General features: G+C 57.6%; 19 protein-coding genes. 7 read left to right on the forward strand and 12 right to left on the reverse strand.

Annotated elements, in window-relative coordinates:
* The first annotated feature begins 250 nt into the window (after positions 1 to 250).
* Together norR and ABRP31_RS12095 are read left to right on the forward strand one after the other, a co-directional pair.
* Positions 251 to 1,807 (forward strand): nitric oxide reductase transcriptional regulator NorR, encoded by a 1,557-nt coding sequence (norR, locus tag ABRP31_RS12090; protein WP_349970825.1) that lies wholly within the window; start codon positions 251 to 253, stop codon positions 1,805 to 1,807.
* 158 nt (positions 1,808 to 1,965) lie between these two features.
* On the forward strand, positions 1,966 to 2,190 hold the full coding sequence (locus ABRP31_RS12095; RefSeq protein WP_027900221.1) for a DUF6555 family protein: 225 nt from the start codon (positions 1,966 to 1,968) through the stop codon (positions 2,188 to 2,190).
* A gap of 70 nt (positions 2,191 to 2,260) precedes the next feature.
* Here the strand turns inward: ABRP31_RS12095 and ABRP31_RS12100 are convergent, their stop codons facing one another.
* A complete protein-coding gene (locus ABRP31_RS12100) occupies positions 2,261 to 2,431 on the reverse strand; it encodes a hypothetical protein (RefSeq protein WP_349970826.1) in 171 nt (56 codons plus the stop codon).
* 108 nt (positions 2,432 to 2,539) lie between these two features.
* On the reverse strand, positions 2,540 to 3,970 hold the full coding sequence (locus ABRP31_RS12105) for an MFS transporter (RefSeq protein WP_349970827.1): 1,431 nt from the start codon (positions 3,968 to 3,970) through the stop codon (positions 2,540 to 2,542).
* Positions 3,971 to 4,360: 390 nt separating this feature from the next.
* Here ABRP31_RS12105 and ABRP31_RS12110 point away from each other — a divergent pair, with 390 nt between their 5' ends.
* Together ABRP31_RS12110 and ABRP31_RS12115 are read left to right on the forward strand one after the other, a co-directional pair.
* Positions 4,361 to 5,668 carry an Nramp family divalent metal transporter gene (locus tag ABRP31_RS12110; protein WP_349970850.1) on the forward strand — a complete coding sequence of 436 codons (1,308 nt, stop codon included), beginning with the start codon at positions 4,361 to 4,363 and terminating at the stop codon, positions 5,666 to 5,668.
* 149 nt (positions 5,669 to 5,817) lie between these two features.
* Entirely contained in the window at positions 5,818 to 7,290 is a 1,473-nt protein-coding gene (locus tag ABRP31_RS12115; RefSeq protein WP_372489384.1) for an MFS transporter, read from the forward strand.
* A gap of 1 nt (position 7,291) precedes the next feature.
* Here ABRP31_RS12115 and ABRP31_RS12120 read toward each other — a convergent pair whose 3' ends face one another.
* The gene (locus ABRP31_RS12120; protein ID WP_349970828.1) at positions 7,292 to 7,501 is read right to left on the reverse strand and encodes a hypothetical protein; all 210 of its coding nucleotides are present in this window, start codon (positions 7,499 to 7,501) and stop codon (positions 7,292 to 7,294) included.
* A gap of 120 nt (positions 7,502 to 7,621) precedes the next feature.
* Entirely contained in the window at positions 7,622 to 7,822 is a 201-nt protein-coding gene (locus tag ABRP31_RS12125) for a hypothetical protein (RefSeq protein ID WP_087270193.1), read from the reverse strand.
* Positions 7,823 to 8,012: 190 nt separating this feature from the next.
* Here ABRP31_RS12125 and ABRP31_RS12130 point away from each other — a divergent pair, with 190 nt between their 5' ends.
* Complete coding sequence (locus ABRP31_RS12130; RefSeq protein ID WP_167384368.1) at positions 8,013 to 8,600, forward strand: LysE family translocator; 588 nt, start codon at positions 8,013 to 8,015, stop codon at positions 8,598 to 8,600.
* Between the two features lie 3 nt (positions 8,601 to 8,603).
* Here ABRP31_RS12130 and ABRP31_RS12135 read toward each other — a convergent pair whose 3' ends face one another.
* The 3 genes from ABRP31_RS12135 to ABRP31_RS12145 all read right to left on the reverse strand — a co-directional run bounded on the left by ABRP31_RS12135 (position 8,604) and on the right by ABRP31_RS12145 (position 12,127).
* A complete protein-coding gene (locus ABRP31_RS12135) occupies positions 8,604 to 9,425 on the reverse strand; it encodes an AraC family transcriptional regulator (RefSeq protein WP_349970829.1) in 822 nt (273 codons plus the stop codon).
* A 319-nt stretch (positions 9,426 to 9,744) separates the two neighbouring features.
* Positions 9,745 to 11,175 (reverse strand): PLP-dependent aminotransferase family protein, encoded by a 1,431-nt coding sequence (locus tag ABRP31_RS12140; RefSeq protein WP_349970830.1) that lies wholly within the window; start codon positions 11,173 to 11,175, stop codon positions 9,745 to 9,747.
* 52 nt (positions 11,176 to 11,227) lie between these two features.
* Positions 11,228 to 12,127, reverse strand: a complete 900-nt coding sequence (locus tag ABRP31_RS12145) for a LysR substrate-binding domain-containing protein (RefSeq protein WP_349970831.1) — start codon at positions 12,125 to 12,127, stop codon at positions 11,228 to 11,230.
* A 136-nt stretch (positions 12,128 to 12,263) separates the two neighbouring features.
* Between ABRP31_RS12145 and ABRP31_RS12150 the strand changes: the two genes are divergently transcribed.
* Positions 12,264 to 13,022, forward strand: a complete 759-nt coding sequence (locus ABRP31_RS12150) for an SDR family NAD(P)-dependent oxidoreductase (RefSeq protein WP_087270207.1) — start codon at positions 12,264 to 12,266, stop codon at positions 13,020 to 13,022.
* Positions 13,023 to 13,220: 198 nt separating this feature from the next.
* On the opposite strand, the gene ABRP31_RS12155 is transcribed toward ABRP31_RS12150, so the two are convergent.
* Together ABRP31_RS12155 and ABRP31_RS12160 are read right to left on the reverse strand one after the other, a co-directional pair.
* Positions 13,221 to 13,529 (reverse strand): RcnB family protein, encoded by a 309-nt coding sequence (locus ABRP31_RS12155; protein ID WP_087270210.1) that lies wholly within the window; start codon positions 13,527 to 13,529, stop codon positions 13,221 to 13,223.
* Between the two features lie 146 nt (positions 13,530 to 13,675).
* Positions 13,676 to 14,533: an SDR family oxidoreductase gene (locus tag ABRP31_RS12160; RefSeq protein WP_349970832.1), complete on the reverse strand. Its 858-nt coding sequence runs from the start codon at positions 14,531 to 14,533 to the stop codon at positions 13,676 to 13,678.
* 86 nt (positions 14,534 to 14,619) lie between these two features.
* Here ABRP31_RS12160 and ABRP31_RS12165 point away from each other — a divergent pair, with 86 nt between their 5' ends.
* On the forward strand, positions 14,620 to 15,036 hold the full coding sequence (locus ABRP31_RS12165) for a helix-turn-helix domain-containing protein (protein WP_087270216.1): 417 nt from the start codon (positions 14,620 to 14,622) through the stop codon (positions 15,034 to 15,036).
* Positions 15,037 to 15,233: 197 nt separating this feature from the next.
* On the opposite strand, the gene ABRP31_RS12170 is transcribed toward ABRP31_RS12165, so the two are convergent.
* From ABRP31_RS12170 to ABRP31_RS12180, 3 genes are read right to left on the reverse strand one after another with little or no spacing between them, the layout of a single operon-like run.
* Entirely contained in the window at positions 15,234 to 16,460 is a 1,227-nt protein-coding gene (locus tag ABRP31_RS12170; RefSeq protein ID WP_349970833.1) for a cytochrome c, read from the reverse strand.
* Positions 16,457 to 18,220 carry a GMC family oxidoreductase gene (locus tag ABRP31_RS12175; RefSeq protein WP_087270222.1) on the reverse strand — a complete coding sequence of 588 codons (1,764 nt, stop codon included), beginning with the start codon at positions 18,218 to 18,220 and terminating at the stop codon, positions 16,457 to 16,459. Before ABRP31_RS12175 ends, ABRP31_RS12170 begins: the two co-directional genes overlap by 4 nt.
* A 5-nt stretch (positions 18,221 to 18,225) precedes the next feature.
* Positions 18,226 to 18,975 carry a gluconate 2-dehydrogenase subunit 3 family protein gene (locus ABRP31_RS12180; protein WP_087270225.1) on the reverse strand — a complete coding sequence of 250 codons (750 nt, stop codon included), beginning with the start codon at positions 18,973 to 18,975 and terminating at the stop codon, positions 18,226 to 18,228.
* Between the last annotated feature and the right edge of the window lie 365 nt (positions 18,976 to 19,340).

The following is a 19,340-nucleotide window of genomic DNA, read 5'->3' on the forward strand; positions in this document are numbered from 1 at the left end:
TGTCTAGCGGCCCGAGGTGATCGCACCGTATCGTTGGAACCCATGCCGTCATCCAACAACGCAACCCTGTATGAGCTCACCGAGGTTACGAGGCCAGCGGTCGCGGTTCGCCTGAAACATCGCCATCGCTGGCCTCGTAACCGCGGTGAGCTCCTACGGGAGGCGCATTCCAATTCAGTGATTCATGCTTTGTTTGTCGATAGCCAGCGAGTCATAATGACCGCAATTTTCGGTCAGATGGAACGCCGCCATGATGAGCAATCCACTGCTACGCGCCCTTGTGCCGCTGGTGGCAGACCTTAGCCGCGAGCTGCCTGATGAGGAGCGTTATCGGCGGTTGCTGAGTGCATTACGGCAGTTACTGCCGTGCGACGCGGTCGCTTTGCTCAAGCTGGAAGACGATGTGCTGATTCCTTTGGCGGTTGAAGGTCTGAGCGCCGATACCCTTGGCCGCCGCTTTCGAGTCGAAGAACATCCCCGATTGAAGCTCCTGCTGGAAAACCCGAAGCCAACGCGCTTTTCCATGGATTGTGAGTTGCCCGACCCCTATGACGGATTGGTCGAGGGTCATCAGGGGCATCTGGAAATTCACGATTGCCTGGGTTGCCCGCTGTACTTTCAGGACAAACCCTGGGGCCTGATCACCCTGGATTCCCTCGACCCCTCCAGCTTTGGTCAGGTCGATCTGGACAACCTGGAAGCCTTCGCAGGGCTCGCTGCCGCAACGGTAATGGCGAGTGAGCGCATCAATCAGCTGGCGCGTGGCTTTGAAGATCAACGTCAATTGGCTGAAGTCTACAAGCGGGCCGCAGGTGGTCGCGGGCCGCGGGAGCTGATTGGCCAGAGCCCAGTGCACAAGCGTTTGCTTCAGGAGATTCAGTTGGTGGGCAATAGCCCGCTGTCGGTGCTGATCACGGGGGAAACCGGGGTCGGCAAAGAATTGGTTGCCGAAGCCATTCACCTCAGTTCGCCCCGTGCTCACAAACCGCTGATCAGCCTGAACTGCGCGGCCTTGCCGGAAACGCTTGTAGAAAGCGAACTGTTCGGTCACGTCAAAGGCGCTTTCTCGGGCGCTGTGAACGGGCGTTCCGGCAAGTTCGAACTGGCCGATGGTGGGACTATTTTCCTTGATGAAGTCGGTGAACTGCCGTTAGCAGTGCAATCCAAGCTATTGCGTGTATTGCAAAGCGGTCAACTGCAGCGGGTCGGGTCTGATCAGGAACACAAGGTGGATGTGCGGATCATCGCTGCCACCAATCGCGACTTGGCCGAGGAAGTCCGGTCCGGTCGTTTCCGCGCCGATCTGTACCATCGGCTAAGCGTCTATCCTCTCTCGGTACCTCCGTTGCGCGAACGCGGCCGTGATGTCTTGCTGCTGGCGGGGTACTTCCTTGAAGAGAATCGTGCACGCATGGGCCTGCGCAGTTTGCGACTCAACGGTGAGGCGCAGAAGCTGTTGCTGGCTCATACATGGCCTGGCAATGTGCGCGAGCTGGAGCATCTGATCAGTCGCGCCGTGCTCAAGTCCCTTTCGTTGAGTATCGAAAGACCGCGTATTCTGACCATTGAAGCCCATGCCCTTGGCCTGCAAGAGGACGCCGCTGTAGTGCAGTCTCATCGGCAGGAGAGGGGGGCAACTGTCCCTGAGGCCGGGACGACTTTGAAGACCGCCGTTGACGCTTATCAAAAGCAGATGATCGAGCAGGCGCTGTTGCGCCATGAGGGCAAATGGATCGAAGTTGCGCGAGAAATGGGGGTGGATCGAGCCAACTTGAGTCGTTTAGCTAAACGTCTGTGCATTCGTTGATCAGCTTTTTTACATTGAATCAAGCGTATGAACGGATGACGCGTCGAGCAAGTTGGTGAACTGTTATTTGGTCGCGATTTGTGAAAAAAGAGTGAATTTTTTGGAAAGGCGGAAGGTCCTCTATTGCACTAAGTAAATCACAAGGAGGCGCTGCCTGGATGTCACAGTACAAACATTACAGAATCGATTATTTGCTAAACGGCGCGTTCAAGTCTTTCTACATCAGTGCAGAGCACATGGATAATTCCGAAGCATGGCATCATGCCAGCGTTGATGCAGGTATTGCCCGTATACCCAAATATCGAACAGAAAAAGTACCTCGCGTTTCGAAACCTTACGCGGAGCACTTCGGTATAACTAACGTCGAGTGGTTACAGAGTTGATGAGGTTGACCGGCCGTGTCTGACGACACGGCCGGCTTGCTATACCTGCAACGGGTGTAGTGTTCAGCGATCAATCGCTGGATTTATTGCGGTGGAAATCCCCTTTTTCTGGCAACAACTCAGTTCCTGGTTCGAACTCTTCTTCCGGATCGGCCTCATCGGTTACGGGGTCCGGGACGGTTTGCGGGTATTGAACATCTTTCGGCGCAGCATCTGGATTTTCCGGGCGGGAGCCGACCATATGGGATACCTCCTCTAAGCAGTTGGGCCGGGCAGGCTTCAGTTAAGCAGCCTTGCTCGGCTTATTCAGGTGAGGTGATGATCGGGCTCGCCGCAGCACTGTTATGTATTAACGGTGCGCAATGTTTTCCAGTGCCAGGTTACGGGTTCGCGGCCCGAATCCACTGATGGTAATGATCACTATCAACATGCTGCTGACGATAAATGCCAGCACGCCGGGCGTGCCGAAGTGTTCAAGAAAGAAACCGATCAGCAGGCTGCTGAACACTGTCGACAGGCGACTGAATGAATAGCAGAAACCCACGGCGCGGGCGCGAATATTGGTTGGGAACAATTCTCCCTGGTAGGAGTGGTAGCTAAAGCTCAGCCATGCGTTGCAGAAAGTGATCATCACCCCGCAAAACACCAGGCCTACCGCCGAAGTCTGAAAGGCGAACAGGGTGCCGAAAATCATCGAGCCTAAGGCCGAACCGACGATCTGCCATTTATTTTCGAAACGGTTGGCGAACCTGACGAACAACAGCGGGCCCAGTGGGTAGGCCAAGGTGATGATGAACGCGTAGCCCAGGCTATGAGTGACGCTTACGCCCTGGCCGGACAGCAACGCGGGCAGCCAGTTGCCGAAGCCGAAGAAGCCAATGGCCTGGAAGACGTGGAACACAATCAACATCAACGCGCGGCGGCGATAAGGTGGTTGCCAGATATCGGCAAATCGGCCCTTGCCCGAGACAGCAACAACTTCCGGTTCCGGGGCATCCAATGGCTTGCCATGGTCGCGTTCACAGCGTGACTCAATGTCATCCATGATGCGTTCCGCTTCCTCGAAGCGTCCGTGTTGCGCCAGCCAGCGCGGCGATTCTGGCAAGCGTGAGCGCAGCCACCAGATGAACAGCGCGAATACCGCGCTGGCCAAGACCACCCAGCGCCAGCCAGAGACTCCGAACGGCGCTTGCGGCACCAGCCACCAGGACATCAGCGCCACAGCGGGTACCGACAGAAACTGAATAAAGAAGGCAAACGCGAACGCTGAGCTGCGCATGCGCTTGGGCACCAGTTCGGATAAGTAAGCATCAATGGTAACCAGCTCGATCCCCAGACCGATCCCCACCAGAAAACGCATGCAGATGATGCCCAGTGCGTCGCTCTGAATACCCATCAACACCGTGGCGACGGTGTACCAGATCAGGGCGAAAGTAAAAATTGCCCGACGGCCAAAACGGTCGGCAATGGGGCTTAGCAGGCTGGCACCCAGAAACAGGCCCAGAAACGTAGCAGACGCAAAGGCGGCCTGATCGGAAAAGCCGAACACACCCTGCGCTCCGGTGGCGAAGATGCCGTCACGCAGCAGGCCGGGGCTGATGTAAGCGGTCTGGAACAGATCATAAAGCTCGAAAAAACCACCGATAGACAGCAGCGCCACCAGTTTCCAGATCGTAGCTACTGCGGGCAGGCGATCGATGCGCGCAGAAATCTGCGCCGCGCGGATCGGATCAACGCTGTCACCGGCTGCCGAACTGCTGGCGATAGAAGGGGAGGACATACGCAGGCTTCCATTATTTTTGATGACGTATGGTAGCGGTTTTACAATTTGTAATGATTGCTGGTTTCACCTTGTTTTTTGTTTTATTTGGCGAAAAATTGCTAAGTATTGAATTTAGTTGGTTTTAAATTTTTATTCGGGTTGGTTATTAGCTGAAATAAAGGGGCTGTTACGCTCTGATCCTTCGAGGCGCCGAACCAGTGGGTGCAGGGCTCGCCCGCGATGAGGCTGTAAGCGGTTCACGTTAAGGAGTGTCCAGACTTATCGCGGGCGAGCCTGCTCCCACAGCTTCTTTCGAGAGGGCAAATCGCTGGCTGTATCAAGATATGTCACGAATCTTTAAGATTGGCTTTCCGCTCCGCTGCCAGCCTGGTTCCTGTGAAGTTCAAACTGCCCACCACTGCTACTGCTCCCTTTTGCCCGTCTGCCGTGACCGACAGCGTTGCCATTCCGGCCAATGCCTCGCTGGCGCGCAAGATGCTTCTGTTCGTTGGCCCTGGCCTGCTGGTTTCCATTGGCTACATGGACCCCGGCAATTGGGCTACGGCCATCGAGGCCGGGTCGCGATTCGGCTATGCGCTGCTGTTTGTGGTGGTGCTGGCAAGCCTGTCCGGCATGGTCTTGCAGAACTTGTGCTCGCGGCTGGGCATCGCCACGGGGCGCGACCTGGCGCAGTTGTCTGCATCACGTTACAGCCCAGGCGTAGCCAAAGGGCAATGGCTGCTGGCCGAGCTGTCGATTCTCGCCACGGACCTGGCGGAAGTGCTGGGTGCGGCGTTGGCGTTTCACCTGTTGTTAGGCGTGTCGATTACCACCGGGGTCGTCCTGACCGCGTTTGACACGTTGATAGTGCTTGCACTGCAAGGGGCTAACTTTCGCCGCCTTGAAGCCATTGTGTTGGGGTTGATCGCGACCATTGGTGCCTGCTTCACCGTGGAACTGGTGCTGATCAAACCTTTCTGGCCCGACGTCGCTGCGGGCCTCAAGCCCAGTTGGGATGTGCTGAGTAGTCAGGAGCCACTGTACCTGGCTATCGGTATTCTCGGCGCGACAGTGATGCCTCATAACCTGTATCTGCATTCATCGGTGGTGCAGACCCGGGTCAATGGCAGCGATAACGCGAGCAAAGCCAGTGCCATCAAGTTCGCCCGGCTGGACACTATTGCCTCCCTGAGCCTGGCACTGTTGATCAATGCCGCCATCCTGATCCTTGCCGCCGCGGCTTTCCACAAGAGCGGGCATACCGACGTGGTGGAAATTCAGGACGCCTACCACCTGCTTGATCCTCTGGTAGGCGGAGCGGTGGCCAGCGTGTTGTTTGGCATCGCGTTACTGGCGGCGGGACAGAGCTCGACTTTCACCGGGACCATCGCTGGGCAAGTGGTGCTGGAAGGCTTTTTACAGGCGAAAATCCCGTGCTGGCAACGGCGTTTGATTACCCGCGCCCTGGCCTTGATCCCTGCGCTGATCGGAGTGATCTGGCTGGGCGATGGGGCGGTGGGCAAGATGCTGGTGCTCAGTCAGGTTGTGCTTAGCCTGCAACTGCCGTTCGCCTTGTGGCCGTTGATCCGCTTTACCAGTGACCGGCAATTGATGGGGCCTTTCGTCAACAGCCGTCTGGTCAAGACCGCGGCGTGGGGCCTGTTTGGATTGATCTCGGCAGCGAACCTCACGTTGATGTGGTTTTGGGTGAGTTGAGTCAACGCTGAACTTTTACCCTTTAGGAGCTGCCGAAGGCTGCGAAAGCGTTATATCTGGCACATCCTCTTCGCAGCCTTCGCCAGCTCTACCATAGCCATGTTGATGGCGCGATGGGGCTGTCTACTCCGACGGAAATGGAGCGGCTTTTGAACAGCACAGCTTCACTGACGACTGGCCAGAAAAGCCCCGAAGGCCAGGTCTTCGAAACCGATCTCCCCGCACGCCTGGATCGTTTGCCATGGGGGCGCTTTCATACCCTGTTGGTTTTCGCCCTCGGCATTACCTGGCTACTCGATGGCCTTGAAGTGACGCTGGCAGGTTCGGTGTCCGGTGCGCTGAAAAGCAGCCCGGCGCTGCAGATGTCCAACAGCGATATCGGGCTTGCAGGTGCTGTCTACATTGCCGGGGCGGTACTCGGCGCGTTGTTGTTCGGCTGGCTGACGGACCGTCTGGGGCGACGCAAACTGTTCTTTATCACCTTGCTGCTGTATGTCGGTGCCACAGCGGCGACCGCGTTTTCGTTCAGTCTTGGCAGCTTTCTGCTGTTCCGCTTCCTCACAGGCATGGGCATCGGCGGTGAATACACCGCAATTAATTCCACCATTCAGGAATTCACCCCCGCGCGTTACCGGGGCTGGGTTGACCTGACCATCAACGGTACGTTCTGGCTGGGTGCGGCGTTGGGCGCTGGTGGCTCGATCGTGTTGTTGGATCCGCAGTGGGTGGGCGGCGATCTTGGCTGGCGACTGTGTTTTGGGATTGGTGCGGCATTGGGGCTGCTGATTTTGTTGATGCGCCTGTGGTTGCCCGAGAGCCCGCGCTGGCTGTTGATCCACGGGCAAGCGGAGGAGGCGACCCGCATTGTTGAGCAAATCGAGAACCGGCTTCGCGATCAAGGCCATGAACTGCCACCGCTGACCGGCAAACCCTTGCGCCTGCATGCGCGCGATCACACGCCCATCCGGGAAATATTCCACACCCTGTTTGTCGGCTTCCGCCAGCGAGCGCTGGTCGGCATGACGCTGCTCACCGCTCAGGCATTCTTCTACAACGCGATCTTTTTCACCTACGCGCTGGTGCTCACCGATTTCTACAACGTGCCCTCCGAGCAGGTCGGCTGGTATGTGTTGCCGCTGGCACTGGGTAATTTCTGCGGTCCGTTGCTGCTTGGAAGGCTGTTCGATGTGATCGGCCGACGCGTGATGATCAGCCTGACCTACGCCATATCCGGGGTATTGTTGGCCATCAGCGGATATCTGTTCCAGCAAGGCTTGCTTGATGTTACCCAACAAGCGGTGGCCTGGATGGTAATTTTCTTTTTCGCTTCGGCGGCGGCCAGCTCGGCATATCTGACCGTGGCAGAAACCTTTCCTCTGGAGATTCGAGCCTTGGCGATTGCTGTGTTTTACGCCTTCGGCACCGGCTTGGGCGGGATCATCGGGCCCACGCTGTTCGGTGAGTTGATTCAGACTCAGGACCGCAGCAACGTGCTGATCGGTTACCTGATTGGCGCAGCGCTGATGCTGATTGCTGCGGGTGTTCAGGGGGTATGGGGCGTCGCGGCGGAGCGCAGGTCACTGGAGGAGGTCGCCAGGCCGTTATCCCAGGCCAAAGACTGAGTCAGCAGTCGATACGCTGGGCGACGTCGCGCAAGTCTTCTACCGAGGCTTGCAACTTGTCGATCTGCTGAACAACGTCTGTAATATCCCGAGCGTGGATGGAGTGCTGTAAATACAGCAGATGCCCGGAAAGGTTGAGGGAAACACCTTCGAGATCGTTGGCAGTGCGCTGCAAGTCGCTCTGGATGTTTTTCAGGTCTTCGATGTTCAACGTATAACTCCGGAAGTCAGGGGCCGAGTGGCATTGACATCCAGGTCAAAGCAGCCATCGACAGAACAGAGATGGCCAATTGATATATTGCGCAAATTCAGCGTGTTTGTCGCGTGTTTTTTACTCGTCTTCCAGGTCGGACTCGGAATAAGAGTCCAGTAACGCGGCCAATGCCAGCGTGCGCTGCAGGCCGGTAGTGGTTTTCATGATCTCGGCCACGGCCTCGATGGCTGCCGCTTTGGCCTGTGCACGTTCTGCGTCGGTGTTGTTGGGTGTCGCGTCCTGAGCCGCGGCGATGATTGATTCTTCAAAACTGTTCATGGCTTGCGCTCTGCAAATGAAGGCATCTGGCGGGCAAATCTGTTTAGTTGCCCGTCCAGTGCGGGCCATTCTGCCTGATTCCAGCCACAAGAGTCAGGGGTGCTGTGCACTGGGTGATTTTCTTCAATACGCCGCCGCGGCTGATCCCTACTTTGACCGGGTCATTTCTGATCAGGTTAAAGGTGTTCGAATGAGTGTGTTGGTGTCCATGGCGGCCTTTGCGCTGGCTTCTTCAATTACCCCCGGCCCGGTCAATATCGTGGCGTTGAGTTCGGGAGCGCGTTATGGCCTGGGGGCGGCGCTGCTGCACGTGACCGGTGCGACGCTGGGGTTCACCCTGCTGTTGATTCTGATCGGCTTTGGCCTGCATGAAACGCTGTTGCACTTGCCGTTTCTGACCCTGGCAATCAAATGGGCCGGGGTGGCCTTCTTGCTTTACATGGCCTGGAAGCTGGCGTGGGATGACGGGCAACTGGACGTCGAGCGTGAGGGTGATAAACCTTCGATGCTGGTGGGCGCGATCATGCAGTGGCTGAACCCCAAGGCGTGGCTGGCGTGCATTGCCGGGATGGGGGCGTTTGTCGCCAGTGGCGAAACGCGCCTGATCTGGCAATTTGCGCTCATCTATTTTGTGATCTGCTATCTGTCCCTGGCGTGCTGGGCTTTTGCCGGAACCTTCCTGCGTCAGTATTTGAAAAGCGCGCTGGGCATTCGCGTTTTCAACCGCAGCATGGCGTTATTGCTGGTGGGCTGCGCGTTGTATCTGTTGGCGTATTAGGCTCTATTGCAGACGATATTGCCCCGGTGTTGCGGCCAGATGCTTTTTGAACGCGCGTTGAAAGTGCGCCTGATCTGCGAAGCCCAGCTCCAGAGCCACGTCGGCGATCAACTGGCCGCCTTTGAGTTGCCTGCGAGCATGCTGGATGCGGCGATTGATCAGGTAAGCGTGGGGCGTCATGTGGTAACGCTGTTCAAAGGCGCGAATCAGGTATGAACCGGACAGGTTTGCCGCATCGCACATGTCGTCAAGAGTGATCGGGTTTTTGAAGTTGTCGTTGATGTACTGGGCTACACGTTCGACTCGCTGCGTTGCCAGCTCCGGGCGGATCGAGACGCTACCAAGGGTGTGTTGCATCTTGCTGAAGAAAGCGACAGCGGTGCATTGCTTGTGCAGAACGTCAGCCTGGTTGTCGATCAGGGTGGTGTAGAGGTGGTTCAGACCCCTGAACAGGTCGGGTGCAGTGCTGTGGGTTTGCGCAATCGGCTGAAAGTCATGATTGTGATCGAGGCCCAGTTCATGTTGCAGGCGGGTCAGCCATTGAGTGTCGACATACAGCATCAGGTATGACCAGTGCTGATCGGCGATGGGATTGCAGGCATGGACGTCGCCGGGATTCATCAGCACCACCGTACCCGCGCGCACCTGCTGGCTGCTTTTTTCATGCAGATAAGTGCTTTGTCCGGCCGTGATCGCACCAATGGAAAATATTTCATGGGAATGTTTGGCATAACACAGCTTTCGCCCATCGCCCACCGAACGCGCCTCGATGAAAGGCAACTGCTCGTCACGCCAGAAGTAGGGCGCTTGTGGTGGTGGGTTCATGCGGTGTCGATCCTGTGAATTGAAATGGATTTCCTGCAGGAAGATCGGCCAGTGTCCCTGACACCGCGCTGTCTCGCAATAACCGGGATCTGTAGGAGCACGCTTGCCCGCGATTCGGTCTGTCAGTCGTTGCATCTATCGCCTGTGCTGACGCTATCGCGGGCAAGCGCGCTCCTACAGGTAAAAAGCATTAGAAATCATGTGTTTATTCGTTTTTTGATACGGGTTCCAGGTTGCTGCGCTACAGGGTGGGATCAGGAACACCGGGGTGTAGCTCACAGGTTCGCGTTTGCGGAGAGTAGCGCATCCTTGCCAACACTCAAGCCGCCAGCAATAAGTCCCGCAGCCGGTCCAGCGCCGGGTCGATGTCCAGGGTTTCAATGGCACCAAAGCCCAGGTAGATACCGGCGCGGTCAGGCGTGGACTGGTAATACGGCGCCAGGGAGTAAATGCCTACGTGGTGTTGGCGAGCCTGCTGGATCAGGTGATTGATATCCTGTGGCACCTTGCACCAGAGCGCCATGTGAAAGCCTGCCGTGGCTGGTATGACTTCAAACCATGGCGCGAGGTCGGTGGTAAAGCGGGCGAGAATACGTTCCCGACGCCCGGCATAGATCCCGTGACAGCGACGAATATGCTTTTGCAGTAAACCGTCGTCGATGAACTTGGCCAGCGCCCACTGATTCAGCGTACTGGTATGCCAGTCGGTCAGTTGCCGCGCCCTGATGACCGCTGCATAAATGGCAGCAGGCAGCACCGCGTAACCCAGGCGCAGTTCCGGCAGCAGGGTTTTCGAAAAAGTCCCGACGTAGGCGACCACGCCGTGGCGGTCCATGCTCTGCAGTGAGTCAGTAGGCTGGCCTTCGTAGCGGAATTCGCTGTCGTAATCGTCTTCGATGATAATCGCGCCAATCCGCCGCGCCTTGTCGAGCAAAGCCTGGCGTCGCGCCAGGCTCATCGGCATGCCCAGCGGCATCTGATGCGACGGCGTGACGTAGATAAACCGGGCGTCCTCTGGAATCGCATCGACCTGCATGCCGTCTTCATCCACGGGGACGCCCACTACCTTCGCGCCTTGCGCCGAGAATAGTAGACGCGCCGGTCTATAGCCTGGCTCTTCCATGGCAATACAGCAGCCGGGTTCGGTCAGAACCCGTGAAATAAGGTCCAGTGCCTGTTGCGCACCATTGCACACAACAATGTCATCCGCGACACAGCGCACACCGCGGGCGAAGGCGATATGCCCGGCTATGGCCTTGCGCAGAATCTCCAGCCCTTGCGGTTGACTGTAGAGGCCGGGTGTTTTGGCCAACTGCCGCAAGGCATGCTGCACGCAGCGTCGCCATTGCTCGGCGGGGAAGTGGTTATGGCTGATCGCGCCGCCAATAAAATCGCCGCGTCGGGTTTCTTCACGCGTGGGGTGACGCAAACCCAATTCGAGGTTTTGCCACCTTTCCAGAACGGCGGCACTGGCCAGATCACAGGCTTCCTGCTTGCGCGATTGCGCCGTAGGCAAGTTGTTGACGAAGGTACCGCTGCCAATCTTGCCGACCAGCAGGTTTTCGTAGGTCAGACGTGAATAAGTGTCGGAGATGGTTTTGCGCGACAGACCCAGTTGCGCCGCCAGCAAACGGCTGGGCGGTAACTGCACACCGGCAGCAAGCCGCCCGGATTCGATGCTGTCACGTAATTGCTCGTAGAGCTGATTCGCCAGATCTTTGCGGCCTTTGATGACAATGTGCAGTTCCATCGCGTGCTCCGGGGCGACCGCGACACGCGGCGTTGAAGGGGCGCCGATTCTTTCAGGGCGCGTTGTATTCGGCAATCAGCTTCTGCAGCCAGTCCATGAACACCCTGCAACGTTCTGGTAAATGTCGACGATGCGCGTACAACAGAGAAATTTTCATGGGCAGCGGACGATGATCCGGAAGGATCTCCACCAGATGGCCGCTGAGCAAGTGTTTGCGCATTCCCATACGTGGCGACTGGATGATCCCGAGGTTACCCAGACAGGCCGCCTCATAGGCCTGAACATTATTGACGGTAATGCTGCGGGGCATGGCTACGGTGCGGGATTTGCCCTGTTCCTGATATTCAAAGAACGCCGTATTGGCACCGAACGACATCACGTAATGGATCATCCGGTGTTGCTGCAGGTCGGCGAGGGTTTGTGGCACGCCATGTTCGCTGGCGTAACCGGCGCCGACACAATTGACCATCGACAAGTCGCCCAGGTGGCGAGCAACCAACGTAGTGTCCGGTAAATCACCGACTCGCAGTACGCAGTCAAAGCCTTCCCGGATGAGATCCACGCGGCGGTCAGTGCTGCTGATTTCCAGATCGATGCCGGGATGTTCGGCGAGGAACTCGCTCAGGCGCGGCAGGACGATGTTGTGCGCCATGGCGGTGGGCATGTCGACTCGCAGACGACCACTGAGCATCGCGTCGCTTCGAAACAGACTTTCCAGCTCGTCCATTTGCGCCAGCATATCTTTACTACGCTCATATAACACCACGCCGTCCGGTGTGGCCTGCACTTTGCGCGTGGTGCGCAGCAGCAAGCGGGTACCGAGCAGTTCCTCCAGCGCCTGCACATGTTCGGACACCGTGGAGCGCGGCAGACTCAAGGCTTCACTGGCCTGAGTGAAACTCGACAATTCGGTAACGCGGACGAACGAGCGCAACAGTTCCAGTTTGTTCACGGTATGGCCTTTATTGTTCGTTTTTACCGACCACTAATTTCGGTTTGGCAGGGTTTATCGGTCTGTAAGCGAACAATAGACTTTTCCTCAATCGCTGCACACCTAAAGCTGAACTCACCAAACGAAGGGCATCATCATGAGCAGAAAAATCGCGATCATCACTGGCGCCAGCCGTGGCCTGGGTAAAAGCACTGCATTGAACCTTGCGGCGCAAGGCGTGGACATCATCGGTACCTATCAAAGTCGTCAGGCAGACGCCGAGGCCGTGGTGGCAGAAATCCAGGCGCTGGGTGGCAAGGCGCATATGCTGCAACTGGACGTAGGCCGCAGCGACAGCTTTGATGCATTCGCTGACCAGCTGCGAGGGGTACTGAAAGACGTATATGGTGCTGAACACTTCGATTTTCTGGTCAACAACGCGGGTACCGGCATCTATAACAGCATCGCCGAAACCACCGAAACGCAGTTTGACCAACTGGTGAACATACATTTCAAAGGGCCGTTTTTCCTGACCCAGAAACTGCTGCCACTGATTGCTGATGGAGGCCGGATCATCAACCTGTCCAGCGGCCTGGCGCGCTTCAGTATGGTCGGTTACGCAGCCTATGCGTCCATGAAAGGCGCAATTGAAGTCTGGACCCGCTATCTGGCGCAAGAACTCGGGCCACGGGGTATTAACGTCAACGTGCTGGCCCCTGGCGCTATTGCAACTGACTTTGGCGGCGGCACTGTTCGGGATAATCCAGAGGTCAACAAAATGATCGCCTCCAGCACCGCGTTGGGCCGGGTTGGCGAAGCAGACGATATCGGTTCGGCGATCAGCATGTTGCTGGGGGATGGCGGGAAGTGGATCAATGGGCAGCGCATCGAAGCGTCGGGAGGGATTTTTCTTTAAATCAAACGGCAGCTTCCATTAAAAGAAGCTGCAATCCTGCGGATTTAACCCGGTCCTGCAGGGTCTGTGTTTGCTCGCGATAACGTCAGGTCAGGCGATTATTTACCGACTGAAAAAACGTATCGCGAGCAAGCTCACTCCTACAGCGTTCAATGTCTACCGCAAGACATCGGGGTTTGACCTACAACGCCAATACTTTTACTTCTTCACCGGCACGATTTCAGTGATCTGCCCGTTGGTGAGCTGTACCTGCACGTATTTGTCGTGGATCTGCACCCACTGAGATTCTTTGGCCGGCTCTTTCAGCCCACGTTTGCTCCAGTCCTTCAGGCCTTCTTCAGGACGGCGGAATTTCTCAGGTGCACGGGAACCCAGTTCCAGCTCATGCATGTTGTCCTTGGATTTTTCAATGGTCGGCTCTGGGGCATCGGCGGCCTGCACTGACAGGCTGGTCAAAGAAACGCAGCCAAGAATTGCCAGGCAAGCGACGAGTGATTTGCTCTTCATATACAGCTCCTAGGGCTCAGTGCGTAATGCTCTGTTCGTAGCTCTAGGACAGCTGCGGGAAAAAATCATTCGGTTTAAATCAACCCGGCGCATCCGATCCGTGAACCAGTACTCGCCCTGACGAGGCAGAGCGAGCACCGATGTCGTCAGCGCTTCAGCGCTTGGGCGACAGTAATGGCAAGCGGCGTAGTAGGGCGTCCGATCAAGGCGCTCAATTGGCGGCTGTCGTCGAACAACGCGCCCTTGGCGGCGGCTGCATCCGAGTCTGACAGCAGCTCTGCGACGAAGTCCGGCAGGCCTGCCTGCATCAGCGCAGCTTTGAAATCAGCCTGCGGCAAATCGGTATACGGCACGGTTTTGCCGGTCTGCTTCGATATCTCGGCGGCAAAGACGCTCAGGGTGTAAGCGTCATCACCTGCCAGCTCATGCACCCGACCAGCCTGATCTTCAGTCGAGGTCAGCACCGCCACGGCTGCATCCGCATAATCAGCACGGGCTGCCGAGCTGATACGGCCCTCGGCGGCACTGCCGAACACTGCGCCATGTTCCAGCGCAGCAGGGACACCAGCGGTGTAATTCTCTGTGTACCAGCCATTGCGTAGCAGAACGAACGGCACGCCGGATCTTTGCAGCGCTGCTTCAGTCTGGCGGTGTTCTTCCGCCAGACCCAACAGCGAAGTGTCAGCATGCAGGACACTGGTGTACGCGAGCAGTTTGACGTTAGCGCGTTTGGCCGCGTCGATCACGGCCTGATGCTGCGCGGCACGTTGGCCAATTTCACTGGACGAAATCAGCAGAATTTTTTCCGCACCTTTGAACGCGCTGTCCAGGGTAGAGGCTTGGGAGTAGTCGGCGTGACGTACCTGCACGCCCAGCGCGGCGAGGTCGGCGGCTTTTTCGGGGCTGCGCACGGCGGCGATGACTTGCCCGGCGGGCACGGTAGCAAGCAGCTTTTCAATAACAAGACGGCCGAGTTGGCCGGTGGCTCCAGTAATGACGTACATGCTTGGTTCCTTGGATGTATTTAAGGGAAGCCAGAGCATAAACATGATGCTAACCTTTCGTAAGTACGTACAAAAAGGTAAGTGTCATGAATGGATCAGAGCAGCACAGCAGTTCATTGCTCGCAGCAGTAATCGACGCGCGGGTGGGCGAGGTGATGGCGGCGGATTGTCCGTCGCGGCTGGTGCTCAATCATGTGTGCAGTCGCTGGGGTGTATTGGTGCTGGTAGTACTGCGCAGCGGTATGCACCGCTTTAGCGAGCTGCGCCGCAAGATCGGCGGTGTAAGCGAGAAAATGCTCTCGCAGACCCTGCAGCATCTGGAGGCTGACGGCTTTATCGACCGCAAGTCGCTGCCGGTGGTGCCGCCCCATGTGGAGTATCGCCTGACGCCACTGGGAGAAGAAGTCGCTTTGCAGGTCGAGAACCTGACCAACTGGATCGAGCACAATTTGCCGCGGATCATGCAGGCGCGCGAAGAGATGGATTTAGCCAGGTTGATCTGAGTGCTGTTTGATGTGGCAGTAACTTGTAAGACCAAGCTCTGCTCCCACATAGACCGCGCTGTTCCATAGGACCGCTGGGGGGTTGCAGGCCAACATAGAATCCCTCACAGGTTTCAAGCCATCTCTGGAGCCTGTTTCACCCGAGCAAAAAAATGCCCGGCGACATGACGAAGCCGGGCAAAGGGGAGGTGAATCGTTTACTTCGGCTGCAGGGCCTCGCGCACGGCTTTCACGTCCGCACTGGACACCGCAGGAGCCGCGTTGCCCCAGCTGTTACGCACGTAGGTCAGCACGTTGGCGACGTTGTCATCGGACAGCGCCCAGCCGAGTGCCGGCATGGCCGGTGCGGTCGGCGCTGCATCGGTGGCCCCGGCGCGACTGCCTGCCAGCACCACGCGGATCAACGACGACGGGTCGCTGCTGTTGATCAGCGGGGCCATCGCCAGTTTCGGGAACAGGTTCTCTGTGCCTTCACCATTGCCCACATGACAGGCTGAGCAGCGATCTGCATAAACCATCTTGCCTGCAACCATGGCGGGATCTTTCGCATCCACCGCTTTGGGCGGCGCAGCCGGTTTCGCGCCATCCTTGAGGTACACCGCCACGGCCATGAGATCCGCATCCTTCCAGTGTTGCGAGGAGTGCTCGACTTCTTCAGCCATCGGCCCGGAGGCAATGTCGAAACGGTTGGCACCGGTCTTCAGGTACTTGACGATGTCGTCCTCGGTCCAGTTGCCAATACCGCTGTGGGCGTCGCCAGTGATGTTCGGTGCGACCCAGTTCTGCAGGTTGGCACCGGTCAGAAACTGGTCATTCTTGTCGCCCCCCGTCAGGCCTTTAGGGGTGTGGCATGTGCCGCAATGCCCAAGGCCTTCGACCAGATAAGCGCCGCGATTCCACTGTTCGGACTTCTGCGGATTGGCCTTGAATTCGCCTTCCTTGAAGTTCATCAGGTTCCACGCCAGCAGGCTGGTGCGTACATTGAACGGGAAGGGCAACTGATTGGTTTCAACCTTGTTGTCCACCGCATCCAGCGTTTGCAGGTAGGCCCAGATCGCCTGATTATCCTGACGCGTGACTTTGGTGTAAGCGGTGTACGGCATGGCGCCGTACAAACGTTTGCCGTCCAGGCCGTGGCCTTTGGACATAGCGTTCTGGAAGTCTTCGAACGTCCAGCGGCCAATCCCCGTGACGGGGTCAGGCGTGATATTCGCCCCCAGCAGTTTGCCGAAAGGTGTATCCAGCACTACGCCGCCGGAGAAGGCCGGTTTGCCGGGCAGGGTATGGCACGCGGTGCAGTCACCGAGCGTGGTCAGGTAGCGGCCCTTTTCCACCAGATTGTACGAGTCGGCACCTGTACCGGCGTGCGCGACGTTGAGGGTCAGCCCCAGTACGCCGACACAGACAGAGAGAAGAGTTTTCATACCGGGATCATCTCCCCAGGGCGCTTCAGGTATCGGGTGCGAATCGCATCGGCTGCCTTGAAAGCCAATGCTGCGACAGTGCCGGTAGGGTTATAGCCAGGGTTCTGCGGGAAGGCCGAGGAGCCGACCACAAACAGATTCGGTACATCCCAGACCTGCAGGTATTTGTTCACCGAGCTGGTCTTTGGGTCCGCGCCCATGATGAAGCCGCCAACGATGTGCGAGGACTGATACGGCGCGCTGTTCCAGTGCCCGGTCTGGGCGCTGTCGACCATTTGAATCGGGTTCATGCTCTTGGCGATTTCGTGGACCTTGCCCGTCACATAGGCAGCCATCTTGCGATCGTTTTCCGGGAAGTCGAAGGTGATCCGCAGCAATGGTCGCCCCAGTGGGTCCTTGTAGGTCGGGTCCAGCGACAGGTAGTTGCCGCGGATCGAGTAGCTGCTGGCTTCACATCCGATGGACATGCTGTTGGCGTAGTTCTTGACGGTCGCCTGCTTCCATTGCGAGCCCCAGGTTGGCGTGCCGGGTGGCACCGGGCGCGATTCGATAGGCGCTGCGCCGATAGGGGTGACCCGAGTGCTGCCGCCGCCGACGAAACCCAGACCGGAGTGGTCGAAGTTGTCGTTGTTGAATTCGTCGATGCCCATGCCAATGGCACCGCCGCCGATGAATGGGTTGAAGTTCTTGTCATCGAAGAACAGACGCACGTTGTTGGCGGTCTGGTAAGCGTAATTACGGCCCGTGGTGCCGGTATTGGTCACCGGGTCGTAAGGCTTGCCGACTCCGGATAGCAGCATCAGGCGTACGTTTTCAAAGATGAACGCGCTGATCACCACCAGCTCGGCAGGTTGCTCGAACTCTTCGCCATTGGCATCGACAAAGATGATCCCGGTGGCGCGCTTGCCAGTGCTGTCCATGGTCACGCGTAACACTTCACAATTGGTCTTGGCGGTGAAGTTCGGCTTGCGAATCAGGACCGGCAGTATCGTGGTGATAGCGCTGGCCTTGGAGTAGTTGGCACAACCGTAGTTGGTGCAGAAACCACAGAAAGTGCAGGCACCCATGGTCACGCCCAGCGAGTTGGTGTAAGCCCGGGAAACCAGCGCCGACGGCACCGGGAAGGGCTTATAGCCGAGGTTTCGGGCGGCCTCGGCAAACAGCGTTGGCGCGTAGGTCTGCTCGGTAGGCGGATTCGGATATTCTTCAGAGCGCGCACCTTCGAACGTGTTACCGCCTTCCTGAATCACACCCTTGATGTTGCCTGCCTTGCCAGACACGCCGGCCAAGCGATCAAACTTGGTGTAGAACGGCTCCATCTCTTCCCAGTCCGTGCCCCAGTCCTGCAGGGTCAATTCGGCGGGCAGCTCTTTACCGTAACGCTCGGTCAGGTGGCTGTGCAGGCGGAATTCTTCAGGCTGAAAGCGAAAGGCAATGCCGGCCCAGTGGTTGCCCGCGCCGCCGGTGCCATTGCCGGGGTGAAAAGAACCCCAGCTGCGCATGGGCAAGGCTGTTTCCGTCACGTTGTTGCGAATGGTGCAAGTGTTCTGCCTGGTGCGCAGCATCAGATCCTGACGGCGCGCATAGCGCAATTCGTCAGTGGCCGAAGCGATGTTGAAGTCGGCAGCGGTGTCACGCCACGGGCCGCGTTCGAAGCCCATCACGTTCAATCCTTCATCGGCCAATTCGTTGGCAATGATGGATCCGGCCCAGCCGAGTCCGACAACCACCACGTCGGTGGAAGGTAGTTTTCTAGCCATGACGATTAACCCTTCTTCTGCCAGGCGGCGTTGCCGATGATGGAAATCGGTATGAGGTCGAGCTTCTGGTTGTGCCGCCCGATATAGTCGCGGTAGTCATAGCGGGCACCGGGGAAGCCGATCATTTTCCACGACACCATGTCGCGGTTGCCGCCATAGACCGGGTCAGCAAAGAAGCCTTCCATGGTATTGCCCAGCACCTGCTGGAAGAACAGTTTCGCGTCGATGTCCTCCAGCTCGATGGTGCCTTTCTCCAGGCCGGTCAAAACCTTGTCCCGTTCTTCACCGTTGAGGGCGCTGAAGGTTTTCTGAAACTGCTTCTGGCAGTACCGGGTCAGGGCAGCAAGGCCCAGCCGATAACGCTCACGGGGCACCAATGGCGATTGATCGCCCTGCATCGGAGTGCCTTTTTCAAAAGGGCCCTGCATGTACAGGCGATCGAAGGTCCCGTATTCGCCCGCCAGTTGGCGGTCAATGAACACGGCGCAACCGGCGTCTTTACCGCTGACGCTCAGGTCGTCAGCCGGGATCAGGCGCTCGACAATGGCTTCGACTTCCCGGGCTTCGTCGGCGGTGAAAAATTGCCAGCCGGGGGTTTCGTAGTGCATCGGACCGTTGTGGTCAAAAGGCACCCATTGCGGTACGCCGGTCAGAGTGGCGGCCTTTGCGCTGGCAGCGGCACCGGCAGCCAGGGTGGTAGCGGAAGACACGAGAAGTTGGCGGCGGGTCAGGCCTTTGGGGGGTAGGTCAGGCATTCAGGGCTCCTGCGAACGCTTACGACAGGAGCGGGTCCCATCAGTAGCTGACGTATCGCGGTCAATACACGGTGTTTGTCCGGTGGAGGGACAAATGAAAGCTCACGTGAGGGTGTGACATTAGGTCTCTGGCAACGCCGCATGGACGTAGCGCATGCTGAGCAGGCAACAGCCAGTTTCCGAGATCATCTTTTCCGCACGTCCGCCATGATAGATATGTTGCCAAACGTTGCGCCGCACTCATTTCACAATGGACTGTTACGCTCAAAGTAATAATCCCCTGCTGTTGCCTACCGTTCACGCTGATCAGGCGAGACAAATCCTCACTGAACAGGCACTTCTTGGTATCGTGCGCACCCTGTCGC

Origin of the sequence: Pseudomonas caspiana (genome assembly GCF_040224095.2) — a bacterium.
Taxonomy (GTDB): Bacteria; Pseudomonadota; Gammaproteobacteria; order Pseudomonadales; family Pseudomonadaceae; genus Aquipseudomonas; species Aquipseudomonas caspiana.